We start from the raw sequence: 22,723 nt of genomic DNA, 5'->3' as shown, positions 1-22,723 counted from the left end.
GGCGCTTTCCGGTTTTACTGCCGGCGTCGTCCGGCTTCACCGCCCGGCGTTTTCCGGTTCACTGCCCGGCGCCCTCCGGTGGGCCCGTCCCGGCGAGATCGGTGCCGTCCAGGCGGACGAGCCTGTCGAAACTCGCGACGGCCGCCGGCTCCGGCCCGGTCCAGCGGACCCCGTGGAACCGGCTCCACAACACCAGCCCGTCACCTGACCGCAGCAGCCAGACGCCCACCCCGATCAGGACCGCTCCCGGCCGCCCGTCCGCAGGCGGGGGCACCTGTGCGGTCGGGGCCTCGCGATCGTCCAGGTCGCGGTAGCCGAGGCCGGGTGTCCAGGTGATCCGGTCGGCGAGCAGGGTCTCGCCCGCGCCGAGCGGAATCGTGCGATTGGTCCCGTGGTAGGTGTCCACGATCTCGACTCCGTCCTTGACCGGGATGGCCAGCTCGTCGTCGCGGATCGGCTCGGTGAGGTCGCAGGTCGTCGGGATCTCCCGCGTCCAGATGACCTTGCCGAGATCGGTGCCGCGCAGGACCGCGGAACAGCCCGGCCGCGTCGGCGGGGAGAAGAGGATCAACCGGTACAGCGCCGGGATCAGGCGCGTCACCCCGGGTGGCCGCGCCATGCTCCAAGCGACCCGGCCGAACTCGTGGCCGATGGCGCTGATCGTGCGCTCGCCGAGCAGGAACACACACGCGCACTGGTACGGCCCGGAGAGCACCGGCTCCACCCGCTCACCGGTCTCGTGTGACCACTGCCGCTCACCCCGGTGGAGGTCCCACCCGGACAGCTCACAGCCCGAGGTCCGGCACTCGGCGAGCAACAGCCCGTCCCGGTCGGCCACCACCGTGCCCGTCGACTCGCGCTGCCAGAGCACCGCCCCGTCGTCGAGGCCCACCACCCGGAACCCGCCCGGCCCGCGGACCAGCACCGCGCGGGCCGCCACCGACGTCGACTCCCGGGTGACCCGATAGCCCTCCGGCAGGTCGATCGACCAGCGCAGTGCGCCGGTCGACGCATCCACCGAGATGAGCCGCCGGCCCTGCCCGATCAGGCCGAACCTCGGGTCGGTGAAGTCGGTGAGATCCCAGCCGGTCACCGGCGACGGGATCCGCCACCGGTCCACCAGCTCGACGTCGTCGCCCAGCCCGGGCAGGTCCGGGTGGATGCAGCCGGTGAGCAGCAGCAGAGCGGCCAGGAGCAGCGATCTGAGCGGGCGGCGTGACATGGATTCAGCATGGACGATGGGTGCGACAAATCCGTCGCGCGGCGGGTCGCGCTGTGTGATCGTGAGCGGATGCCACAACCTGTCCTGCGCACCGAGCGGATGCTCCTGGTGCCGCTCTCCGACGAGCACCTGGAGCTGGAGGTCGAGCTGGACGCCGACCCCGAGGTGCTGCGCTATCTCGACGGTCGGGCCCGCACCCGCGACGAGGTCACCGAGTTCCATGTGACGCGGATGGAGCGGGGTCGCCGGGTCGACGGGCTCGGGTACTGGGTGGCGTTCGGGCCGGGTGACGAGTTCATCGGCGTGATGATGCTGCCGCCGGGCGCGGACGAGTCGGCGGCCGAGCTCGGTTACCGCCTGGCCCGGCGGCACTGGCGGCGGGGCTACGCCGCCGAGGCGTCCCGGGAGCTGCTGCGGCACGCGTTCGAGACGGCCGGGCAGAGCCGGGTCTTCGCGCAGACCATGACGGTCAACGCCGGCTCCCGGGCGGTGATGGCCAAGGTCGGGCTGCGCTACCAGCGGACCTTCTTCCCGGACTATCCGCCCATTCCGGGGTCCGAGGAGGGTGAGGTGGAATACGCGATCACCCGTGACGAATGGCTCGCTCTCACCCGTACGCCCGAGGTCGGCGGGGTCTGATCTTCTGGGACACTACTTTCCCGTGTGAACGGGTGAGTTCGGGTACGGGGTGACGATGGCAGCGGTCCAGGTGTATTTCGATCTGCCGCGTGACGGTGCCGACTGGCCACCGGTCGAGGTGGAGAGTCTCTGGGCCGACACGGTCGGCGACGGTGTCGTGCGGCTGACCAATGTGCCCTGGTTCGTGCGCGGGGTGGCCAGCGGTGATCTGGTCCGGGTCGAGGCCGACGCGGACGGCGTGCTCTGGGCCGCCGAGCATCTGGAATGGTCCGGCAACTGCACGATCCGGGTCGTCCCGTTCCGCAGCGGGCCGCTGCACGGCTCCCGCCGGCGGGTGCTCGACGCGTTCGAGCCGTTCGGCGTGACCGGTGAGGACATTCAGCAGTACGGCCTGGTCGCGCTGGAGGTGCCGCCGGGTGCTGACCTGGCCGGTGTCCAGCGGGTGCTCCGGGCCGGCGCACGCGACGGCTGGTGGGACTACGAGGAGGGCTGCGTCAGCGAGGAGTGGACCGCCGCCGCGTCAGCAAAACCGGTTCAGTGATCCGGTGTAGGGAGCGGGCTTCGCGGGCATCCATGTACGCATGTCGATTGATCGTGAGGACCCGGTGAACTGCCCCGCCCGTGTCACCCTCGACGCGGCACAACTGGCCTTCTTCGACTCGCTCCCGGCCGAGGCGCCCAGCGTGCAGGCCGAGCTGGGCTGCGAGCTCGAGTTGGGTCACGAGGGCTCACACGCCGCTCTCGGCCAGCAGGTCGACGCGACGATGTGGTGGATCCAGTGGACGCTCAGCGCGTCCGAGGTCAACCCGTACACCTGGTGCCCGGGCCGTGGGGGCGCGCCCGTGGTGAACCGCGACGAGCTGGACTGCTCGCTCTTCCTCGGGCACCCCGGTGAGCACTCGCCGGCCCGGCGCTCCGAGCAGGCCAGTCACGCCTCCTGAAGCGATTCAGTTGGAGTTGGCCGTCCGGGGCCACCGTGGCCCCGGACGGCCCGCGGATCAGCGGTCGGCGAAGAACTCGGCGAACGGCTCGACGACCTTCGGGGTGGCCCGGGCCAGGCCGTCGTGGGTGCTGCTCGGGATCTCCAGGGCGCGGGCGTTCGGAATCGCCGCGGCGAGCGCCCCGTGGATCTTCGGATAGTAGGGCGGCCCGCTCGCGCCGCAGACCAGCAGCGTCTCGGCGGTGATGCCGGCCCAGCGTGAGGCCGGTCCGATGAGGTCTCTGATCGCCGCCGACTCGTCCAGTGTCATGGCCACCAGGTCGCCCATCGTCCGGCCGATCGGTGTCCGCAGGAACATCTTGGTGATCGCCACCTGCACGCGGATCGGCAGCTTGCCCGCCGCCGACTGGGTGTTGAGGCCGGCCCCGGTCAGCGCCAGGGCACGGGCCGTGTCGCCGGCCCGCGCCGCCGCCTGTGCGGCCGGCAGCCAGTCGGTCGGGAACAGGCCGTCGACCGGGAGCGGCACGTCGTAGACCGCGAGCCGCCGCATCGGCACCTGCTGTCGGGCCGCCTCGATCGCGACGACCGCGCCGCCGCTGTGGCCGAGCACGTTGACCGCGCCGGTGTGCGCGAGCACCTGAGCCAGGTCGTCGACATCCTCCTGGATCGAGTAGGGGACGCTGCGCGGCGGCGCGTCGGCCCGGCCCCGGCGGTTGTAGAGGTGGACGGTGAACCGGTCGGCGAGCCGGGCGGCCAGCCGCCGGTAGATGTCGATGGTCACGCCGCCGCCGTGCACCACCAGGAGGTCCGGCCCGCTGCCGGTGGTGTGCAGGGGGATCTTCGCCCCGTCTCTCATCTCGATCATCTCGGCCCCTTTCATCGCCGGTAAACCGCGAACGCTGTTCGCAGTTTACAGTAGTGCACGTGAGCGACGCACCTCCGATCTGGTTCAGGCCCGAGCGCGGCAGCCGCGGACCGCAGCCGGGGCACAGCCGGGACGAGATCGTGGCGGCCGCCGTCGCGCTGGCCGACGCCGACGGGCTGGCCGCGGTCTCGATGCGGGCGGTCGCCGGGGCCCTCGGCACCGGCGCGGGCAGCCTCTACCGCTACCTGTCGTCGCGTGACGATCTGCTCGACCTGATGACCGACCGGGTGATCGGCGAGCTGCGGCCGTTCCCGGCGATCGGGCCCGACCCGATGACCGCGCTACTGGGGCTGGCCGGGCGGCAGCTCGACCTCTACCGGCAACACCCCTGGCTGATCGACCTGCTCACCCGGCCCAGCGGTCTGGGGCCCGAGGGGCTGGCGTGGTTCGACCACTGCCTGCACGTCCTCGAGCCGGTGCGCTGCGGCAGCGCCGCCAAGTTCGAGGCGCTCGCGATGATGACCGGGGTGGTGACGCTCTTCGTGCGCCAGGAGCGGGCCGCACCGCCCCCGGCCTTCACCGGGTTCGACCTCACGGCGTACCCCCATCTGATCGCCGCCTTCGGCGACCCGGGCGCGCCCCGCGAGGATCTCTTCGAACGGACCCTGCGCGGTCTTCTCGGCGCCCTGCTCAGTTAGCGCGTTTCGATCGCCGCCACCGGTGGAGCGGAAACGCCCCGCCCGGTCGGCGTGCTCAGCCGGCGCGTCTCCACTCGCCGCAACCGGCCGAGAGGAACAGGGTGTCGCCGGTGCGGACGGTGACCGTGGCCTTGGCGCCCGGCGCGACGAACCTGCTCTCCACGACCTTGCCCGAGCCGGACTGCCGCTCCCAGTAACAGCCGTCCTCGTCGACCGCGGTGTAGGTGCCGGCCTTGACCAGTCGGCCGACCCGATGCGGGCCGTCACCGACCGCACCGCCGGCCGTGGCCGGTCGGTCCTCCCGCTGGATGAGCTGGCGCCACTTGGCCGACAGTGGTTGATCCGGGCAGAGGACGAGAGCGCCGGTCAGTTCGCTGACCTGGGCGGTGGTCATCTGGTAGCCCGGTTTGAGGAAGTCCTCGGCCGGGTTCACGTCGGCGCAGATCGCGAACAGGCTGGCGATGTCGTCGTCGGCGTACTCGCTGGCCCGCAGGGCGGTCTGCTCCCGGTCGCTGACCGGGTTGACGATCTCCAGCTGGCTGCCGCCGACCTCGATGACGTCACAGAAGTAGCCCTCGGCGTTCCAGGCGGGGCTGAAGTCGTGCCGGCCGTTGCGGTCCGGCTTGATGGTGAAGTTCTCCCGGGGGCCGACGTTGCTGGCCAGGAAGCAGCTGACGCCGACCGTGTTGCCGGTTTCGTCGTCGGCGGCGGTGGTGATCCCGCGGGCCGGGGTGGGGACCGCCGGCGGGGCCGCCGGGGTGGTGGTGGCCGGCTCGGGGAGGGCGGCGACCGGCTCCGGCTCGTCGCCGTTGGTCAGCAGGAAGAAGACGGTGCCGCCGACGGCCAGCAGGGCGGCGGTCAGGGCGACCGGGAAGAGCCAGGCGGCCCGCTTCGGAGCCGGGGGAGGGGGCGTAGGGGTGTAGTAGGGCTGATGGTGTGACGACAAGGCACGTCTCCCCGGGGGGCTTGGGGTATCGATCGACGCATCAGCATGTATGCCGCTGTCCTTCCGGGGCCAGTACGGCGGGATGATCGTCGGCGGAAATGATCCGTTCGGCCGACCTGCACGCAGAGTTCACCAAGGGTGACTCGGTGCAGATGATCGGAAAAGGAAACCTAGGATGATCGGCATGAGTGATCCAGCGGACGGTCCGGTCACGGCGGCGCGGGTGGAGTGGACCGGCGCGCGATACCGGATCCATCTGGTGCGCGGCAGCGGCGGCGGGATCAGCGTGGTCGACGGCGGCGCGCGGCCGGCCGAGGCGATGGCGGCGCTGACCGCGCGCGGGGTGCCGGCCGAGGAGGCGGAACACTGCGTCCGCGAGGTCGAGCCCGGTTTCCGTTCACGTGGGCCGGCCTCGTAGGAGACCGGCCCGTTCGCGATGCGGACTCAGGAGTCGAAGGAGAACCCGAAGGCGTTCGCCGCCTTCAGGATGAAGCCGTCCCGGCCGCCGTTGCGGTCCGAGCGGGCGATCGCGTTGCGGATCACCTGCACGGCGGGGTAGAGCACCGGCTCCGGCGGGATCGGCAGCGGCTTCCGCTTGGCCATCTTCACCCGGGTACGGACGGTGTCCTTGCCGTCCAGCAGGTCCAGCATCACGGTCGCCCCGTAGCGGGTCGCGGCCACTCCCAGCCCGGTGAACCCGCTGCTGTAGGCGACCTTGCCACCCATCGCCCGGCCCTGGAACGCGGCCAGCTGGGTGCACATGTCGATCATGCCGCCCCAGGCGTGGCTGAACTTCACGTCACCGAGCTGCGGGAACGTCCGCATGAAGTGATCGGCGAGCCGGGTGAACGTCTCCGGGTTCTGGTCGTGCTCGGGCCGGATCGCGCCGCCCTTGTGGTAGACCGCGTCGTAGCCGCCCCACAGGATCCGGTTGTCCGAGGTCATCCGGTAGTAGTGGAACTGCCGCGAGGTGTCCGAGATGCCGAACCGCCTGGTCCAGCCGATCTCCGCCACCTGCGCGTCGGTCAGCGGCTCGGTCATCAGGACGTAGTCGTAGATCGGCACGGTCAGCAGACGGTTCCGTTTGAGCAGCGACGGGAAGCCGTTCGTGGCCAGCGCGACCTTCCGCGCCCGGACGCTGCCGGCCCAGGTCGCGGCCCGTACCGTCGCGCCCTGGTCCTTGATGTCGGTGACCGGGGTGTTCTCGAAGATCCGCACGCCCAGGCGCAGGCAGGCCGCCTTGAGGCCCCAGGCCAGCTTGGCCGGGTGCACCAGTGCGGCGCCCTCGTGCTGCATCAGGCCGGCCCGGTAGAGCGGCGACTTGACCAGCGCACCCAGCTCGGCACCCTCGTAGAAGGTGGTGCCGTCGGTGATCGCCTCGCGCAGCTCGTCGACCTGGTGCGGCTCGGTGGCGACGGCGAGCACGCCCTCCTTCTGGAACTCGGCGTCGATGCCGTGCCTGGTCAGCGTGGCTTCGAACCCGGCGAAGTTCTCCGCGGCCAGCGCGTCCAGGATCGGCAGTTCGTCGGCGAAGTGTCGGCGCCCGTTCTCGGTGCCGTGGGTGAGGCTGGCCTCGACGAAGCCCCCGTTGCGTCCGCTGGCGGCCCAGGCGATCTCGTTGCCCTCGACCAGCACCACGTCCAGTGACGGGTCGGCCTCCTTGGCGATCAGCGCCGTCCAGAGCCCGCAGTAACCGCCGCCGACGACCAGCAGGTCGGCGTCGGTGGAGCCGTTCAGCGCGGGCTGGGGGGCCGGCCGACCCGGGTCCTCCAGCCAGAACGGGGTGCGAGCGGCGCCGGCCAGGGCCTTGCGGATGCGCTGCTCGTCGGTGCGGATTGCCAGATCGTAAGCGGGGGGTGTGGCCGCCATGGTGAGTCCCTTCAACTCTCTCGAGATCTCCCGGGTGTCGGCCGGTGGAGATCTCGTGAACAGATGAAACCGCCCCCCGCACGCTTATGTCAATGCGTTGACATAAGAGACGTCTAAGGTGGGTGAGTGCCTGGAGTGGAACGTGTGCGCAGCGTGGGGGCCCGGCGACGGAAGACCCGCACCGGGGTCGTGCTGACCGCCGACATGATCGTCGACACAGCTCTGCGGCTGATCGACGCGCCCGGCGGCGACAAACTGAGCGTCCGGCGGCTCGGTGCCGAGCTGGGCGCCGACCCGACCGCGGTGTACCGCTACTTCCGCGACATGGACGCGTTGCTGCTGGCCCTGGCCGACCGGCTGATCGGCGACGCGTTCGCCGAGTTCGTCCCGCGCGAGCACTGGGCCGACTCCCTGCGCGACCTGGCCGCCTCGCTACGCCGGTCGATGCGACTGCACCCGCGCCTGGCCCACCTGAGGGCCATCCGGGTCACCGCCGGACCGCACGAGATGCGGGTCGTCGACACCGGCATCGGCATCATGCTGAGCGCCGGCTTCGCCCCGGCCGACGCGGTGCGCCACTACCGCGACTTCGTCGACACCGTGCTCGCGGTGGCCGCGGTCGACGCGGCCGAGCTCACCGAGGAGCAGGAGGCGGCCGAGCAGGAGGCGTGGTCCCGGGTCTACACCTCGCTGCCGGCCGACGGTTACCCCAACGTGCACCTGGTCCGCGAGCACCTGCCGTCGATGTACAACTCGGCTTTCCCCGGGACCATCGACAAGCTGATCGACGCGCTGGTTCAGGCGGCTCCCACGCCGGCGTAGGTTTTGGTTCAGGCTGCGCCGGACGCCGGCGTTGGTTTTGGTTCAGGCCGCGCCGACGCCGGCGTAGGCGCCGTAGCGTTCCGGGTGCTCGACAGGCTCGGTGGGCCGCCATAGCGGGATGTGCACGAGACCGGGATCGATCAGCGGGAACCCCGCAAACCAGGACGCGATCTCGGCGTGCGACCGCAGCACGATCCCGGTACCGGTCCGCGACGACAGCCTCTGCGCCGCCACCACCTCGGGTGGCTGGCCGTCTGCGGTGGCGTGTGAGATCAGCAGATACGAACCGGGCGCGGTGACCCCTCGCAACGCGGCCACCAGACCGGCCGGATCATCCTCGTCCGGAACGAAATGCAGAACACCCGCGAGGAGTACGGCCACCGGCTGCCCGAAATCGATCAGCTGCGCGGCCTCCGCCAGGATGGTGCCGGTGTCCCGCGCGTCGGCCAGCACCACACCGGTCCGCTCCACCCCGGCCAGGATCGCCCGGCTGTGCCCGACCGCCACCGGATCCACGTCGACGTAGACCACCGATGACCCGGATGCCTCCGCCTGCGCGATCTCGTGCACGTTCCCGGACGTCGGGATGCCGGAACCGACGTCCAGGAACTGGCGGATCCCGGCCCCGGCCAGGAACCGGACCGCACGCTGCAGGAACTCCCGGTTGGCCCGCATCGTCGCGCCGATGTCCGGGGTCATCGCCTCGATGTGGCCGGCCAACTCCCGATCCACCGGCAGATGGTGCGTGCCACCGAGGAAGTAGTCGTACACCCGGGCGGCGCTCGGCCGGCTCGTGTCGATGCCCGCCGGCACCCAATCGATTCCAGTCATGCATCGAGGTCTATCGCTTGTGGACGGCCGCGGCAACCGCATCGGCGAGCCGCCCGGCCGCCCGCATCAGATCGGCCGCGGGCAGGTGCGAGAAACTCAGCCGGATCCGATCCCGGCCACCCGACCCGTCGGCCCAGAACCTGGTGCCCGGCACGAACGAGACACCGTGCTCCTCGGCGATCGGCAGCAGGCCGTCGGCCTCCACCCCGACCGGCAACGGCACCCACAGAAACCACCCGCCAGCCGGCGACTCGACCCCGGCGATTCGCTCCCGCAAGGCGTCGACCAGGGCATTTCGCTGGGTACGGTACTCGCCCCGGAGAGCCACGAGATGCCGGCCGAAGGCACCGTCGGCGAGGAAACCGGCCATGGTCACGGCGGTCGCGTGGTTGACCCCGCCACCACTGTGCACATACCCCAGCCGGACCAACCGCGTGATGATCTCCGGCTCGGCGTTGATCCAACCCAGCCGCAATCCCGGCGCGACGGTCTTGGCAAATGATCCCAATCGGACGACCGGCCCACCGCCGGCCACTTCCCACAGTGCCTGCGGCGCCACCCCGTCGTAGACCAGCTCCCGATAGGTGTCGTCCTCGACGAGGAGGATCCCCTCCTGCCGGGCCACCTCGATCAGCTCCCGGCGGCGATCCGGGGGAAGGCTCCGCCCGGTCGGATTCCCGAACGTCGGCACCAGGTAGAGGAACCGCGGCCGGCACGCCCGGATCAGTGCCCGCAGCGCGTCCGGAGCCAGCCCCTCGGGAGCGTGGACCGGGCGCAGGCCGCGGTCGGTGAGGATCGGAAAGGCCAGGTGGTACGTGGGGGAGTCGACCAGCACCACGTCGCCCGGAGCGGCCAGCACCTGGGTGAGCAGCGCCAGTCCGTGCGACGTCCCACCGGTGACGAAGGTCCGCCCGACCCCGCCGAGCGCCTCCAGCAGCGCGGGGGGCCCGGCGTCGGCACCATAGGTCAGCGCACGCCAGTCCAGCCCGGCGCCGGCGGCCGCCCACTCCCGGACCGGGAGCAGGTCGGGCCGGGGATGGCCCCAGGAGAGGTCGAGGATGCCGGGACGCTCCTCGAACTGGATCACTGGTAGCCGAACATCTTCGCCGCCAGGTCGACCATGATCTCGGTGGCGCCGGCTCCGATGCCCAGGATCCGGGTGTCCCGGTAGTTGCGCTCGACCTCCGACTCGCGCATGTAGCCCGTACCGCCGTGCAGTTGGACCGCCTCGTCGACGACGTGTTTGCAGGTCTCCACCGCGGCGTTCTTGGCCAGGCAGACCTCACCGATCATCGCCTCGCCGGCCGCGTGCCGCTCGGCCACCCAGCGGGTGTACTGACGGGAGTGGTCGATCCGCATCTTCATGTCGATCAGCTTGTGCCGGACCACCTGGCGGCTGATCAGCGGACGGCCGAACGTCTCCCGGTCGCGCACATACTCCAGGGTGAGATCCAGCGAGCGCTGCGCCACCGAGTAGGCGTGCACCGCCGCGATGATCCGCTCGGCCACGAACGCCTGGCCGATCAGCGCGAACCCGAAGTTCTCCGGCCCGACCAGGTTGGCGACGGGCACCCGGCAGTCGGCGAACGACAGTTCCGCGGTGTCCGAACAGAGCCAGCCCATCTTGTCGAGCTTGCGGGACACCGTGAAGCCGGGTGTGCCCTTCTCGATCACCAGCATGCTGATGCCGGACGCGCCGGAACCGCCGGTACGCACCGCGGCGGTCACGAAGTCGGCCCGGACCCCCGAGGTGATGAACATCTTGGCGCCGTTCACCACGTACACGTCGCCGTCGCGGACCGCGGTGGTGCGTAGCGAGCCCACATCCGACCCGGCCTCCGGCTCGGTGATGCCGAGGGCGCCGATCATCTCCCCGGCCAGGGTGGGGCGGACGAACCTGTCGATCAGGCTCTCGTCACCCGAGGCGATGATGTGCGGCAGGGCGATCCCGTGCGTGAAGAGCGCGGCATGCGCCCCCGACGAACCGCCCGCCTCCAGGAACGCCTCGGTCGCGATGACCGTGTCGACGCTGTCGCCACCGTCGCCGCCGTGCTCCTCGGCGAACCCGATCCCGTAGAGACCGGCCTTGGCCAGCTTGGCGTGCACGTCACGGGGGATCTCGCCGGTCCGCTCCCAGTCGGGCAGGTTCGGGTGGATCTCGCGGGACACGAACTGTCTCATCGAGTCGGCGAGGGCGGCACGTTCCGGGGTCAGGCTCATCAGCTCTCCTTTGAGCGGGCACGTTCGACGAGGGTGGACGGGTCACGGCGGCCGAGCAGGATCGCGGCCGCCCGTTTCCAGCGGCGGATGAGCAGCTCACGGCGGCCCAGGTCGCCGCTGACGATGCCGGTCATGGCCAGGCCGGTCAGCACCTCGTAGCTGAACTCGACCACGGTCGGCACCCTCGGGTCGCCTGGTGAGCTCTCGGTGAGCAGCGTACGGGCCCGGTCGTGCAGAACGGCGAAGATCTCCTTCTCCACCGGCAGCAGCGCGGTCCGCACCTCGGCGTCGGTGCGAGCCGCGTTCCACAACTCGAGCGCCGCCCAGAACAGCGGGGACGAGAAGTGCCGCCAGATGATGTCGATCAGCGACTCCAGCCGGTCGGTGTCGGCCGGGATCGCCGCGAGCTCGGCGGTCAGCGCCTCGACGCGCCGGCCGGCGACGTAGTGCACCGCGCCGACCAGCAGATCCGCCTTGGTGGGGAAGTGGTGCAGCAGCGTGCCCCGGGGCACGTCGGCGCGGGCCAGCACCTCGGCGGTGGTGGTCTCCGCGTAGCCGCGCTCGACCAGGCACTGCAACGTGGCCTCCAGGATCTTGCCCCGGGTGGCCCCGCTCCGTTCGGCCTGCGTTCGTTTCACGACATTTACCGTACGGCTTGACGGTTAGTTGCGTCCATACAGGTTGTTCTCAGTGATCGGCAGGCTCTTGCCGTGACCCAGGTCACCCCCTTACCGTCACGTCAGACTGTTAGGGGAGCGTCGATGCCCGCTGTTGTACCACCCCGGCTGCGTGCCGGGCTCGCCGTCGTGCGCGCAGCCGCCGGGAGCCTGCTGAGCCGGACCCGGCCGGAACCGGTCGCGCCGCCGGCGGCGATCGAACCGCCCCGCCGGTTCGCGCACCCGTGCAGCGTCCAGGTGACCACGACGGCCGCGGCGGCACAGGTGTTCGCGGTGCTCGCCGACCCGGCTCGGATGCCGGACTGGGTGCTGCAGCACACCGGATGGATCGACGGAGCACCCGCCTCGTTCGCCGAGGGTGAGCGGTTCCGGCAGCGGATCAAGCTGATGGGGGTGCCCAGCGAGGTCAGGTGGACCGTCGTCGGCCTCGTGCCGGGGCGGGCCGTCTGGTTCGAGGGCACCGCGCCGATGGGCATCTCGGTCGGGTTCTACCTGTCGGTCACGCCCGCGGGTGACGGGTCGGTGGTGCGGTTCGACGGCGGGGTCGAGGGCGGGTCGGCGGAAGGCCCGCTGGGAGCGATGGTCGCCCGCAATCTCGCCGACGCCATGCGCAAGTCACTGGACGAACTCGGTGCGGTCGCGGCGGCTGCCGGCGGTACCCCCGCGTCCCGATCCTCGTCGAGCACGTCCGGCGTCGGCACCCGCTCCGCGGCGCGGTCGGCCGCGTCTCGCGACGGCTCCCGTTCCGCGAACCGGTCGGCCGCGTCTCGCGACGGCACCCGTTCCGTGGCGCCGTCGGCCGCGTCAAACACCGGCTCCCTTTCCGCGGCGCCTTCTGTGCCGCCTCCCGGGCCTAAGCCGGCGCCGATCGTTTTCGGTCGAACCGGTGAGGAGATCGATGCCTGGACGCCGGTGATCGTCGGGGTCGGGCAGGTCTCCGACAGATCCACCGAGCCGGCCGGAGGCGACCCGGTCTCCCTGGCCGTGCGGGCGCTGCGACTCGCCGCCGCCGACGGCGGGAATCCGGAGATCCTTCAAAAAGCCGATCTCGTGGGGTACGTGGCCAGCGTCTCGTGGTTGTACCCGGACGGCGCCGCCCTGCTCGCGGGCCAGGTCGGCGCGCACCCGAAGCAGACCGTGCAGACCACCCTCTTCGGCGGCGACGGCTCGCTGCGACTGCTCAACGATGTCGCTGGTGTGATCGCTTCCGGTCACGCGGCTATCGCTCTGCTGGGTGGTGCCGAAGCTGCCTCGACCGCGGCTGCCGCCGACCGGGCCGGCCGCGACCTCGACTGGCCCCGGCAGCCGGACGGCACCCGGCCCGGCCGGATCGTCGGTGGTGACGCACCGGCCAACAACGATCCGGAGACCACGGCCGGTCTGGTCGCGCCGATCTACCTCTACGCGCTGATCGAGTCGGCGGTCCGGGCCCGGCTCGGGCTCAGCCCGGCCGAGCATCGGGAACGGATCACCCGGCTCTGGGCCGGTTACTCGGAGATCGCCGCCGGTAACCCGCACGCCTGGCAACCGACCGTGCACACCGCCGTCGAACTGGCCGAGCCGACCGCCGCCAACCGGATGATCTCGGCACCCTATCCCAAGCTGCTCACCGCGAACGTGCAGGTCAATCAAGGTACCGGCATCATCGTGTGCAGCGCGGCGGCCGCGCAGGAGGCCGGGATCGACCAGGACCGGTGGGTGTTCCTGCACGCCGGGGCGCACGCCACCGACGAGTGGTTCGTCACCGAGCGTGCCGATCTAGCCGCCTCGCCCGCGATCAAGGCGGTCGGCGACGCCGTTCTCGGGCATGCCGGGATCGGCATCGACGACGTCGAACACATCGATCTGTACGCCTGTTTCCCGTCCGCGGTGCAGATCGCCGCGCTCGAACTCGGGCTCCCGATCGACGACCCGACCCGACCGCTGACCGTGACCGGCGGGCTGACCTTCGCCGGTGGGCCGGGCAACAACTACTCCAGTCACGCGATCGCCAACCTGGTGCCGCGGCTGCGATCAGATCCGGACGGCTTCGGCCTGGCGACCGCCCTCGGCTGGTATCTCACCAAGCACGCGGCGACCGTCCTGTCGGCCCGGCCGCCCCGCGCGGCATACCGCGACATCGACGCCGACCACCGGTTGCGGCGGCCACCGGCGCGCCGGGCGCTCGGTTCGTGGACCGGCCCGGCGGTCCTGGAGGCCTACACCGTCCCCTACCGTCGAGACGGCGTCCCCGAGGCGACGATCATCACCGCGATCACCCCCGACGGCGACCGGGTGGTCCTGCGTCTGCCGGGCGACACGTTCCTGCGCACCGATCCCGACCCGGCCGCCCGTGACGTCGCCGACCGCCTCGGCTCCGGCGACATCGCGAACCTGGTGGGTTCCTGGGTCGACATCGCGGGCACGACCCTCATCGCCGCCGGGGACATCGCCGACGTCGCGCTGCCGGCTCCGCCCGAGCCGCCGCTGGTCGTGGAATGGCACGGCCCGGTCACCGTCCTCCGGCTCAACCGGCCCCGGGTCCGCAACGCGATCGACCTGACCACCGCCCGTGCGCTGGAGAAGGCGATCGACGACTTCGAGGCCGACCCGGATGCCCGGGTGGCGATCCTGACCGGCTCGGACACCGTGTTCAGCGCCGGCATGGACCTGAAGGCCGCCGCCCGCGGGGAGTACCCGGTGACCGAGACCCGTGGCCTGCTCGGCATCACCGCCCGGCCGCCCACCAAACCGCTGATCGCCGCGGTCGAGGGCGCCGCCCTGGCCGGCGGATGCGAACTGGCCCTGGCCGCCGACCTGATCGTCGCCGCCGAGGACGCCGCGTTCGGCATCCCCGAGGTGAAACGCGGCCTCGTCGCCGCGGCCGGCGGGGTGCTCCGGCTCGCACAGAGTCTGCCCCGCGGCACCGCCCTGGAACTGGCCCTCACCGGTGAGCCGATGCCCGCGCGTCGGCTTCACGAACTCGGGCTGATCAACCGCGTCACGTCACCGGGCGCAGCGTTCGGCACCGCGCTGCAACTGGCCCAGGACATCGCCGCGAACGCGCCCCTCGCTGTACTGCTCTCGAAACGCATCGTCGACGAACACCGCGACTGGGGCGCCGCGGAGGCCTTCGACCGTCTCTCCGACATCGCCGGCGAGGTGATCGGCTCGGCGGACGCCCAGGAGGGCATCCGCGCGTACGCCGAGAACCGGACCCCCATATGGAAGGGCTGATCGTGAGCGCTCTCGAACATCTGCAGGCGGTTCTGCGGATGCATCAGATAGGCATCGTCAACCTCCTGCGCCCGGACCGGCTGATCAAGGCGGCCGGGAACAATGCGAAACTCGGCCCCCAGGCGGCCCTCACCGAGAAGGCCGCCAACGAGCACCCGAACCTGCCCGCACTCACCGACGAACGCGGCACCTGGACGTACCGCCAGTTCTTCGAGCGTTCGAACGCCCTCGCCCACGCACTGCGCAAAGTGGACCTGCCGCCGAAGTCGGTGATCGGCGTCCTGGCCCGCGACCACCGCGGCCTGGCTCTGGCCATCACCGGCACGGCCCGGGCCGGCCTGCGCCTGGCCATGCTCAACACCGGGCTCGCCGCCTCCCAGTTGGCCGAGGTGATCAAGCGGGAGAACGTCCGGTTCCTGATGTACGACAGCGAGTTCGCCCCCGCCGTCGACCTGCTGCCGGACGACATCCCGCGATACCTGAGCTGGACCGACGACGACTACGAGCGGCCCGCCGCGGTGCTCACCGTCGAGGAGTTGATCGCGGCCGAGCCGACGACCGTACCGCTGCCGATCCCGGAGAAGCCGGGCGGTTTCATCATCCTGACCAGCGGTACCACCGGCCTGCCCAAGGGCGCGCCGCGGACCAAGGTGTCGCCGCTGGCCAGTGCGTTGATCGCGGATCGGGTCGACTTTCCCCGGCAGGGTGCCGCGGTGATCGCGTCGCCGCTGTTCCACAGCACCGGCTTCGGCGCCTGGACGGTCGGCCTGTCGCTGTCGAACCATGCGGTCCTGCTGCGGCGCATCACCGCGGAGGGGATCCTCGCCGCGATCGCCGAGCACCGTGCGCACATGCTGGTGGCCGTACCGACCATGCTGAACCGGATGCTCGCGCTGGGCCCGGAGGTCATCGCCAAGTACGACACGTCGTCGCTGAAGACCGTCTTCCTGGCCGGGTCGGCGCTCGCGCCCGAACTGAGCACCCGCTTCCAGGACGTGTTCGGTGACGTGCTGTACAACGTGTACGGCTCGACCGAGGTGGCCGTCGCGTCCGTGGCCCAGCCGCACGAGCTGCGCAAATCCCCGGGTACGGTGGGGAAACCGCCGGTCACCGTGCACGTGGCGCTCTACGACGCCGAGGACAAACCGGTCACCGAGGTGGGGGCGAAGGGGCGGATCTTCGTCCGTACCGGCATCCCGTTCGAGGGCTACACCGACGGCCGCCACAAGCAGGTCATCGACGGGTACATGGCGACCGGTGACCAGGGGCACTTCGACGAGGACGGCCTGCTCTACATCGACGGCCGCGACGACGACATGATCATCTCCGGTGGTGAGAACGTCTACCCCCTGGAGGTGGAGAACCTGCTCGCCGAGCGGGCCGACGTGATGGACGCCGCGGTGATCGGCGTCGACGACGCGGACTTCGGCACCCGACTGCGGGCCTTCATCGTGCCCACCGAGGATTCGGCGCGGGACCCGCAGGAGATCCGCGAGTTCGTCCGGGCCAACCTGGCCCGCTTCAAGGTGCCGCGGGACGTCGTCTTCGTCGACGAGCTGCCCCGCAACCCGACCGGCAAACTGGTGCGCCGGGAGCTTCCGACCGGGCCGCTCGACGAGGCGTGACGCGGGTCGTCGTTGCGACCCGCCTGTTCGGGTCGCAACGACGCACCGATCGCGATTTCGGGAACAAGGCTTCCAAGTACCACTTAACGGACGTGAGTATATTCCCGCGAAAGGGATTTAGGCCCTCATATCTCCTTGTCTGCACGACGCAGATAGCGGTGTGCTGACAGGAAAACGTCGAGTGCCCATTGCTGACGGCTGAATCCCTGCCCACGATAGGTGGCAAGGAGGGTGGTCACCATGGCAGTCAAGCCGGAGATCTGGGTCATCGTCTACTACCGCGGTCCGGGCATCGTCGTCACCAGTCACTACATCGAGACCGGGGAGGCGCGGCACCGCATCCGCGACCTCCGGGCGATCCGCCGGGCCGAAGCCGCCGAGCGGTACGCGCATCTGCTGGCGCTCGGCCTCGGTGTGGTGGAGGTCGGCGCGTCCGCCGGGCTCGCCGTCGCCTACGCCTCGCCGCTCGTCGTCGTGGCCGGCCTGGTCGCCGCGGCGGCCACGGCGACCGCTCTGATCCTCGGCGAGCGACGCGGCTCCCGGTGGGCGACCCTGGAGGCGACGAGCGGCAACCGCCGGGTCGTCCTCTACCGCTCCCGGAGCAGCCGGGAATTCCAGCGGGTCCGCCGCGCCGTGATCCGCGCGGTCGAGGCCGATCGCGACCCGCGCCCGTGACCCTCTCGCCGGGCCGATCGCGATTCGGCCCGGCAAGCCCGTGTGCCGCAGCCCGGCGGATCGGCCGGCCGAGGGTGAGGCTTGCCCGGCAGATCGGCCGCCGCGTGAATGAGGCTCAGGCTCCCGGCAGGGCGGCCCGCCTCTCGCGGATCATGGCCAGCGCGTCGTCGCCGGTCAGGCCGTACTGAAGCAGGTCCTGGAAGATCGTCCGGAAGAGGCCCGTCTGCTCGTCGTCGGTGGTGAGCGAGTCGGAACCGGCCGCCGTCTCCACGAACAGCACATCGCCGTGCTCGCCGGCGAACTGCAACAACTCGAAGGTGCCGCCGACCCCGGAGTGATGCGCGAGGCCGAGCGGGGTCACGCCGATGGTGTAGATGTCACGCTGCTCGGCCAGGGCCAGCAGGTGATCGAGCTGCCGGCGGAGCACATCGGGGCCGCCGAGCGGCCGGTGCAGAACCGACTCGTCGATGACGGCCACGATCCGCGGTGCGCCCGGTTGCCCGAGCCGTTCGCGGAACGCCTTCTGCCGGTCCATCCGCAGTTTCACCTTGGCCAGCACGTCCCGGTCGCCGGGACTGCGGCGCATGGACAGCGCGGTGACGGCCGCCGCATACTCCTCCGTCTGGAGAAGGCCCGGCATGAGCAGCACCTGCCAGATGTTGATCACCGCGGCCTCGTGCTCGAACGCCACGAACCGCTGGAAGTCGCCGGCCAGCCGATAACGGCTGTACCACTGACGGGTCCGGGATGCCTGCGACAGTTTGGCCAGCGTGTCGACGACATCCTTGTCCTCGACGCCGTAGAAGCGCAGCAGCGCCCGCACCTCCAGCGGCTGAACGGTGACGTCCCCGCTCTCGATCCGGTTCAGTTTCGACAGCGACCAGCCGGTCAGCTCGGCGACCGTCGCGGGGGACAGCTCACTGGACTCGCGCAACTCCCGCAACCGCTGCCGGACGAGGTGGCGGGCGATCGTCGGGCCCACCTCCATCGGGGACTCAGCCGACGCGGACACGGCCGGCCCTCCCGAAATCTGCGTGATGCAAGTGGCCGTTCTCCATCTGCCGAACCCTATCGTAGGCGCCCATTTGTGCCCGAATGCGCAGGCCATCCATCAGCCTGGATTTCCGGTACTGTGTGTGTTTGATCGGCTCCACTGAGGTGCTTGATCTACGGGAGGTGTCATGACTGACCCGGATCTGCTCACGTGGCGAAAGAGTCGTAGAAGCGCCAACGGCAACTGTGTCGAGGTCGCGAACCAGGACGGTTCGGTCTTCGTGCGAGACTCCAAGAATCCGTCCGGACCGGTCCTGGCCTTCGACGTCACCGTCTTCCGGGTCTTCCTCGCCCACCTCGGGCGGCAGCGATGACGGCGGCCTCATAGCTCGTCGCTGATCTTCTCCAGGAGCTGCCGGGCGGCGGAGCCGGTCACCGATGTCGCGGCGAGGCCCTCCACCAGATCCCGGTGTGCCTGCACCCGATCCTGATCGGAGACGACGAGCTCGTCGCCGGCGGCGCCCTCGAAGAAGAGCGCGGACTGGTCGTCGGCTGCCTCGTGCACCTCGAACGTGCCGGCCTGGCCACGATGCGCGCCCGCGCTGAACGGCAGGACCGCGAGGCGCACCGTCTCCAGTCGGGAGAGCTCGATCAGGTGGGCGATCTGGTCGCGCATCACCTCGGCTCCGCCGACCCGCCTCCGTAACGCGGCTTCGTCGATCACGACGAGCAGCTGCGGCGGGTTCGGCCCGCGGAGGCGCTCCTGGAAGGCGGTGGCGCGGCGTAGCCGCAGATTCACCCGCTCGGTCAGCTCCGGGTCGCCGGCCGGCAGGCCGGTGATCCCGCTGAGGATGGCGGCGGCATAGGCGGGCCGCTGCAACAGCCCGGGCAGGAAGGCCGGCTGATTCTGGGTGATCTTCACAGCCTGCTGCTCCAGCTCGATGAGCTGGGTGAATGCTCCCGGGCCGCGGGTGTCGTGCGCCTTTGCCGAATCCCCGGCACTCATCATCATCAGTCCCCTCATCTGTCCGGCCCGGAGAGTGTAAGGCCGACAGCTGTCAGCAAGTAGCGGAACGCAGATTACAGGTTATGCCCGATTCCCCGGTCCTCGGGTCCGAGGCGGGCCAGGCGATCGGCGTTGGGGCGATCTCGCTAAAGTTCCGGGTCATGGCCAGATGGACCGTCCCCGGGCTTCTCGTCGCGGGTCAGCTCCTCTTCTGGCCGTTGCTGCCGTGGATCGGCGGCGATCCGGTGGGACCACTGGCCGCCTTCGTGGTCGTCGCCGCGTGTCTGCTCGCCGGGGCCGGGCTCGTCCCGCGCCGGGAGAAACCGATCACCGCGTTGGCCGTGGTGCTGGCCGGCGATGTCATCGCGGTTCTCGGCGCGCCGGTCGACGCGCAGTGGATCGAGGTCGGCGACGCCCTGGTGATCCTCGCGATCACCCCGTTCGTCGCGCTCTTCAGCGTCGCCGTGCACGCCCCGACCCGGCTGCTGCCGGCCGCGTTGGCGGGCACCGTCGCCGAGCAGACCCTCGCGTCGATCGTCCAGGACGGGGAGCCGGGCGTCGACTGGACCCACCAGGCGCAGGCGCTCGCCCTCGGGGTCCTGATCTGCGGCCTGATCGTCCTGTTCGGCCGCCGCCGGCGGCGGTTCCACGCCGAGCGCGCCGAGGCGGCCCGCCGGTTGGACGCCGCACGGCAGGCCGGGCTCGGGGCCGCCGACACCGAGCGCCGCCGCCTCGCGCGCGAGCTGCACGATGTCACCGCACACCACCTCACCTCGATCGTGGTCAACTCGTCGGCCGCCGAGATGCTCGGAGACCAGCGGCCTGAGCTGCGGGCCGAGGCGTTGGACTTCGCGGCCCGCACCGGGCGGGAGACGCTCGACGCGCTGCGCCGGCTGGTCGCGATCCTGCCGGTCACCGCGGGCCGCGACGACACCCCGTCGCTCGGTGACCTGGCCGACGGCTTCCGGGCGCTCGGGCAGCGGATCACCGTCGACCTTCCGGACGGCGATCCGCCACCGGAGCGGGCCGCGGCGATCTACGGCATCGTCCGCGAGGCGCTGACCAACACCCTGCGGTATGCGCCGGGCGGTCACGTGCTCGTCCGATACACCACGGCCGAGCTGCTGATCGAGGACGACGGCGGGGCCGCGCAGGTCACCGGGCTCGGCGGTGGGCGCGGGGTGAGCGGGATGCGGGAGCGGGCCCAGTCGCTCGGCGGGGACTGCACGGCCGGGCCCCGCGAGGGCGGCGGCTGGCGGGTGCACGTCGTGCTGCCGGGCGAGGGCGGGACCGTGCGTACGGCGTACCCCTGGTTGCGGGGTCCGCTCGCGGCCTCGGCCGCTCTGGTCTTTCTGTTGATCCTGGTCCAGGCCGGCATCATGACCCTCGCCGACGAGGACGGCCTGCCCCGGACGGCGGTGGCGCTGATCCTGCTGGCCCAGGTCGTGCACGCCGTCCCGCTGTTGTGGCGGCGGCGGACCGCGTGGTGGGCGTTCGCCGCGGTGGTGCTCACCGGTCTGCTCGGCCCGCTGCTGGTCGTGCCCGGCCCGGTTCCCGCCCAGTACGGTTACCTGCTCCTGCTCGGCTGTGTGGTCGATTTCGCGGCGGTGCACGCGGTGGCGGCCCGCGGCGACCGGCCCGGCCTGAGTTGGCTAACGGTGCCGGCCGGTGCCGGGGCGCTCGCGTTCGTGACGGCCGTGCTGCTGGCCGTCGACGACTCCGACAAGGAGGTCGCGCTGAGCGGGGCGGGCGAGCGGGTGGCGTTCGTGACCGTGATGACGCCGCTGATCGCGGTGCTGTTCGCGATTCCGGTCGGGGCCTGCTGGGGGTTCGGCTTCGCGGGCCGCCGACGCCGGGACCGGCTGCGTGAGCGGGAGGCCGACGGGCTGGCCAACGAGCTGGAACAGGCCGCCTTCCAGGCCCTGCTGGAACGGCACCGGATCGCCAACGGCCTGCACGAGGACGTGCTGCGGCACGCCGCCGAGGTGCCCGGTGCGGCCGAGCGGGGCGACCTGTCCGGGGTGCTGGCCGCGGCTCGCCGGGCCCTCACCGCGATGCGATCGTTGCTGGACGGCCTGGGTGGCCGGGCGGAGACAGCTCCTACACCGGAGGTGACGTCATCACGGTCCGAGTGATGGTCGTGGACGACCAGGTGATGGTCCGGGCCGGCCTGGCCGCCATCGTCGGCTCGCAACCCGGCCTCGAGGTGGTCGGCGAGGCGGGTGACGGTGCGGCCGCGGTCGAGTTGGCGGGCACGCTGCGGCCGGACGTGATCCTGATGGACATCCGGATGCCCGGGGTCGACGGGCTCACCGCGACGGCCCGGCTCACCTCCGGCCCCCATCCGCCGCGGGTGCTCGTGCTCACCACGTTCCACCACGACGCGTACGTCTTCCAGGCACTCCGGGCCGGCGCGTCCGGGTTCCTGCTGAAGGACTCCGAGCCGGCCGAACTGGTGGCCGCCGTCCGTACCGTCGCGGCCGGTGACGCCATGCTCAGCCCGGCGGTGACCCGCAGCCTGATCGACGCCTTCGCATCGGGCGCGGTCTCGGCCGTGCCGGAGGCGGACCCGCGCATCGAGGCGCTCACCCCGCGCGAGCGGGACGTGTTGATCGCCGTCGCGCGGGGCCTGTCCAACGCCGAGATCGGGGTCCAGCTCGGCATCACCACGGGCACGGTGAAGGTGCACGTCAACGCCCTGCTCGGCAAGATCGGGGTGCGGGACCGGGTGCAGGCGACGATCGTGGCCTACGACACCGGGCTGGTCAGCCCCGGTCCCCGCTCTTCTTGAGCAGGGCGTCGATCAGATCGCGCAGCGGCGGCACCAGATCCTCGGCGGTCGCCGACGCCAACGGCTCAAGGCCCGATTTGGTACGCAGAAGCGCGATCCCGGTCGCCGCGGCCAGCACGATCTGGGCGCGGAGCAGCATCGTCTCATCGTCCTCAGGCCACCCGGCGGCGACGGCCAGCCGCTGACCATACGACCGGAGCACGTCGAGGCGGATCCGGTCCACGGCCTCGTCACCCGAGGAGCGCAGCAGCAGCACGAGGTGGTGGGGGAGGCCCTCGGTGCACGGCCCGGCGATCTGCTCGGCGATCACCTCGGGGGTGCGGCTCAGCGGGGTGTCGCCGGTGGTCCGCCGGACCTCGGCGACGCTGCTGGTCAGGCACGCCTCGAAGAGCCCCTCCTTGGATTTGAAGTAGCGCGAGATGAGGGCCACGTTGACGCCCGCGTCGTCGGCGATGTCGCGCACCGTGGTCGCGGCGTAGCCGTCGCGGGTGAACCGCTGCATGGCCGCCTCCAGCAACAACTGCCTGGTTTTCGTGGCGTCCCTGCGGCGCGGTGAAGTCGCGTCCACAGCCCTCCCTTCCGCTTAGTCGTGCCAGCTTATCCGGCGTGTCGATGTGACGTAAACGTCTGTTGACCAGATATGCCGTACGCCGGTACGGTTTTTAAGTCAACATCTGTTTACCAAGTA

The 22,723-nt window shown here is 71.0% G+C and carries 23 protein-coding genes; 12 read left to right on the top strand and 11 right to left on the bottom strand.

Features of this window, described 5'->3' with window-relative positions:
* Positions 1–58: 58 nt before the first annotated feature.
* Positions 59–1,222, bottom strand: coding sequence for an outer membrane protein assembly factor BamB family protein (locus Q0Z83_RS33465; protein ID WP_317787233.1), 1,164 nt, complete (start codon positions 1,220–1,222; stop codon positions 59–61).
* A gap of 69 nt (positions 1,223–1,291) precedes the next feature.
* Between Q0Z83_RS33465 and Q0Z83_RS33460 the strand changes: the two genes are divergently transcribed.
* From Q0Z83_RS33460 to Q0Z83_RS33450, 3 genes are read left to right on the top strand one after another with little or no spacing between them, the layout of a single operon-like run.
* On the top strand, positions 1,292–1,861 hold the full coding sequence (locus Q0Z83_RS33460; RefSeq protein ID WP_317787232.1) for a GNAT family N-acetyltransferase: 570 nt from the start codon (positions 1,292–1,294) through the stop codon (positions 1,859–1,861).
* A 55-nt stretch (positions 1,862–1,916) separates the two neighbouring features.
* The gene (locus tag Q0Z83_RS33455) at positions 1,917–2,402 is read left to right on the top strand and encodes a DUF4265 domain-containing protein (RefSeq protein WP_317787231.1); all 486 of its coding nucleotides are present in this window, start codon (positions 1,917–1,919) and stop codon (positions 2,400–2,402) included.
* A 40-nt stretch (positions 2,403–2,442) separates the two neighbouring features.
* Complete coding sequence (locus Q0Z83_RS33450) at positions 2,443–2,802, top strand: hypothetical protein (protein WP_317787230.1); 360 nt, start codon at positions 2,443–2,445, stop codon at positions 2,800–2,802.
* Positions 2,803–2,859: 57 nt separating this feature from the next.
* On the opposite strand, the gene Q0Z83_RS33445 is transcribed toward Q0Z83_RS33450, so the two are convergent.
* On the bottom strand, positions 2,860–3,666 hold the full coding sequence (locus Q0Z83_RS33445; protein WP_317787229.1) for an alpha/beta fold hydrolase: 807 nt from the start codon (positions 3,664–3,666) through the stop codon (positions 2,860–2,862).
* A 59-nt stretch (positions 3,667–3,725) separates the two neighbouring features.
* Here Q0Z83_RS33445 and Q0Z83_RS33440 point away from each other — a divergent pair, with 59 nt between their 5' ends.
* Positions 3,726–4,364, top strand: a complete 639-nt coding sequence (locus tag Q0Z83_RS33440) for a TetR/AcrR family transcriptional regulator (RefSeq protein ID WP_317787228.1) — start codon at positions 3,726–3,728, stop codon at positions 4,362–4,364.
* Between the two features lie 55 nt (positions 4,365–4,419).
* On the opposite strand, the gene Q0Z83_RS33435 is transcribed toward Q0Z83_RS33440, so the two are convergent.
* Positions 4,420–5,310, bottom strand: a complete 891-nt coding sequence (locus Q0Z83_RS33435) for a hypothetical protein (RefSeq protein ID WP_317787227.1) — start codon at positions 5,308–5,310, stop codon at positions 4,420–4,422.
* A gap of 184 nt (positions 5,311–5,494) precedes the next feature.
* On the opposite strand from Q0Z83_RS33435, the gene Q0Z83_RS33430 reads away from it, so the two are divergent.
* Positions 5,495–5,728, top strand: coding sequence for a hypothetical protein (locus tag Q0Z83_RS33430; protein ID WP_317787226.1), 234 nt, complete (start codon positions 5,495–5,497; stop codon positions 5,726–5,728).
* 26 nt (positions 5,729–5,754) lie between these two features.
* Here Q0Z83_RS33430 and Q0Z83_RS33425 read toward each other — a convergent pair whose 3' ends face one another.
* Positions 5,755–7,179 carry an NAD(P)/FAD-dependent oxidoreductase gene (locus tag Q0Z83_RS33425; RefSeq protein ID WP_317787225.1) on the bottom strand — a complete coding sequence of 475 codons (1,425 nt, stop codon included), beginning with the start codon at positions 7,177–7,179 and terminating at the stop codon, positions 5,755–5,757.
* A gap of 126 nt (positions 7,180–7,305) precedes the next feature.
* Between Q0Z83_RS33425 and Q0Z83_RS33420 the strand changes: the two genes are divergently transcribed.
* Positions 7,306–8,001, top strand: coding sequence for a TetR/AcrR family transcriptional regulator (locus Q0Z83_RS33420; protein WP_317787224.1), 696 nt, complete (start codon positions 7,306–7,308; stop codon positions 7,999–8,001).
* A gap of 42 nt (positions 8,002–8,043) precedes the next feature.
* Here Q0Z83_RS33420 and Q0Z83_RS33415 read toward each other — a convergent pair whose 3' ends face one another.
* Genes Q0Z83_RS33415 through Q0Z83_RS33400 form a run of 4 tightly spaced genes read right to left on the bottom strand, consistent with a single transcriptional unit; the run spans position 8,044 to position 11,690 of the window.
* Positions 8,044–8,832 (bottom strand): SAM-dependent methyltransferase, encoded by a 789-nt coding sequence (locus Q0Z83_RS33415; RefSeq protein WP_317787223.1) that lies wholly within the window; start codon positions 8,830–8,832, stop codon positions 8,044–8,046.
* A 10-nt stretch (positions 8,833–8,842) separates the two neighbouring features.
* A complete protein-coding gene (locus Q0Z83_RS33410) occupies positions 8,843–9,919 on the bottom strand; it encodes an aminotransferase-like domain-containing protein (protein WP_317787222.1) in 1,077 nt (358 codons plus the stop codon).
* A complete protein-coding gene (locus Q0Z83_RS33405) occupies positions 9,916–11,052 on the bottom strand; it encodes an acyl-CoA dehydrogenase family protein (protein ID WP_317787221.1) in 1,137 nt (378 codons plus the stop codon). The genes Q0Z83_RS33410 and Q0Z83_RS33405 overlap by 4 nt, the downstream gene beginning before the upstream one ends.
* Positions 11,052–11,690 (bottom strand): TetR/AcrR family transcriptional regulator, encoded by a 639-nt coding sequence (locus Q0Z83_RS33400; RefSeq protein ID WP_317787220.1) that lies wholly within the window; start codon positions 11,688–11,690, stop codon positions 11,052–11,054. Before Q0Z83_RS33400 ends, Q0Z83_RS33405 begins: the two co-directional genes overlap by 1 nt.
* Positions 11,691–11,813: 123 nt before the next feature.
* On the opposite strand from Q0Z83_RS33400, the gene Q0Z83_RS33395 reads away from it, so the two are divergent.
* From Q0Z83_RS33395 to Q0Z83_RS33385, 3 genes are all read left to right on the top strand, one after another.
* Positions 11,814–14,945 (top strand): type II toxin-antitoxin system Rv0910 family toxin, encoded by a 3,132-nt coding sequence (locus Q0Z83_RS33395; protein WP_317787219.1) that lies wholly within the window; start codon positions 11,814–11,816, stop codon positions 14,943–14,945.
* 2 nt (positions 14,946–14,947) lie between these two features.
* Positions 14,948–16,570: an acyl-CoA synthetase gene (locus Q0Z83_RS33390; RefSeq protein WP_317787218.1), complete on the top strand. Its 1,623-nt coding sequence runs from the start codon at positions 14,948–14,950 to the stop codon at positions 16,568–16,570.
* Positions 16,571–16,810: 240 nt separating this feature from the next.
* The gene (locus tag Q0Z83_RS33385) at positions 16,811–17,245 is read left to right on the top strand and encodes a DUF6232 family protein (RefSeq protein WP_317787217.1); all 435 of its coding nucleotides are present in this window, start codon (positions 16,811–16,813) and stop codon (positions 17,243–17,245) included.
* Between the two features lie 115 nt (positions 17,246–17,360).
* Here the strand turns inward: Q0Z83_RS33385 and Q0Z83_RS33380 are convergent, their stop codons facing one another.
* Entirely contained in the window at positions 17,361–18,257 is an 897-nt protein-coding gene (locus Q0Z83_RS33380) for a helix-turn-helix domain-containing protein (protein WP_317787216.1), read from the bottom strand.
* A 169-nt stretch (positions 18,258–18,426) separates the two neighbouring features.
* On the opposite strand from Q0Z83_RS33380, the gene Q0Z83_RS33375 reads away from it, so the two are divergent.
* Entirely contained in the window at positions 18,427–18,612 is a 186-nt protein-coding gene (locus Q0Z83_RS33375; RefSeq protein WP_317787215.1) for a DUF397 domain-containing protein, read from the top strand.
* Positions 18,613–18,620: 8 nt separating this feature from the next.
* Here Q0Z83_RS33375 and Q0Z83_RS33370 read toward each other — a convergent pair whose 3' ends face one another.
* Positions 18,621–19,250, bottom strand: a complete 630-nt coding sequence (locus Q0Z83_RS33370) for a DUF5753 domain-containing protein (RefSeq protein WP_317787214.1) — start codon at positions 19,248–19,250, stop codon at positions 18,621–18,623.
* 155 nt (positions 19,251–19,405) lie between these two features.
* Here Q0Z83_RS33370 and Q0Z83_RS33365 point away from each other — a divergent pair, with 155 nt between their 5' ends.
* Entirely contained in the window at positions 19,406–21,379 is a 1,974-nt protein-coding gene (locus Q0Z83_RS33365; protein ID WP_317787213.1) for a sensor histidine kinase, read from the top strand.
* Positions 21,379–22,035 carry a response regulator gene (locus tag Q0Z83_RS33360; RefSeq protein WP_317787212.1) on the top strand — a complete coding sequence of 219 codons (657 nt, stop codon included), beginning with the start codon at positions 21,379–21,381 and terminating at the stop codon, positions 22,033–22,035. Before Q0Z83_RS33365 ends, Q0Z83_RS33360 begins: the two co-directional genes overlap by 1 nt.
* Here Q0Z83_RS33360 and Q0Z83_RS33355 read toward each other — a convergent pair.
* On the bottom strand, positions 22,010–22,603 hold the full coding sequence (locus Q0Z83_RS33355; RefSeq protein ID WP_317787211.1) for a TetR/AcrR family transcriptional regulator: 594 nt from the start codon (positions 22,601–22,603) through the stop codon (positions 22,010–22,012). The two genes, Q0Z83_RS33360 and Q0Z83_RS33355, sit on opposite strands and share 26 nt — an antisense overlap.
* Between the last annotated feature and the right edge of the window lie 120 nt (positions 22,604–22,723).

The organism is Actinoplanes sichuanensis (assembly GCF_033097365.1).
In the GTDB taxonomy this organism is placed as follows: domain Bacteria; phylum Actinomycetota; class Actinomycetes; order Mycobacteriales; family Micromonosporaceae; genus Actinoplanes; species Actinoplanes sichuanensis.
This window is presented reverse-complemented; position numbering and strand designations above follow the sequence as displayed.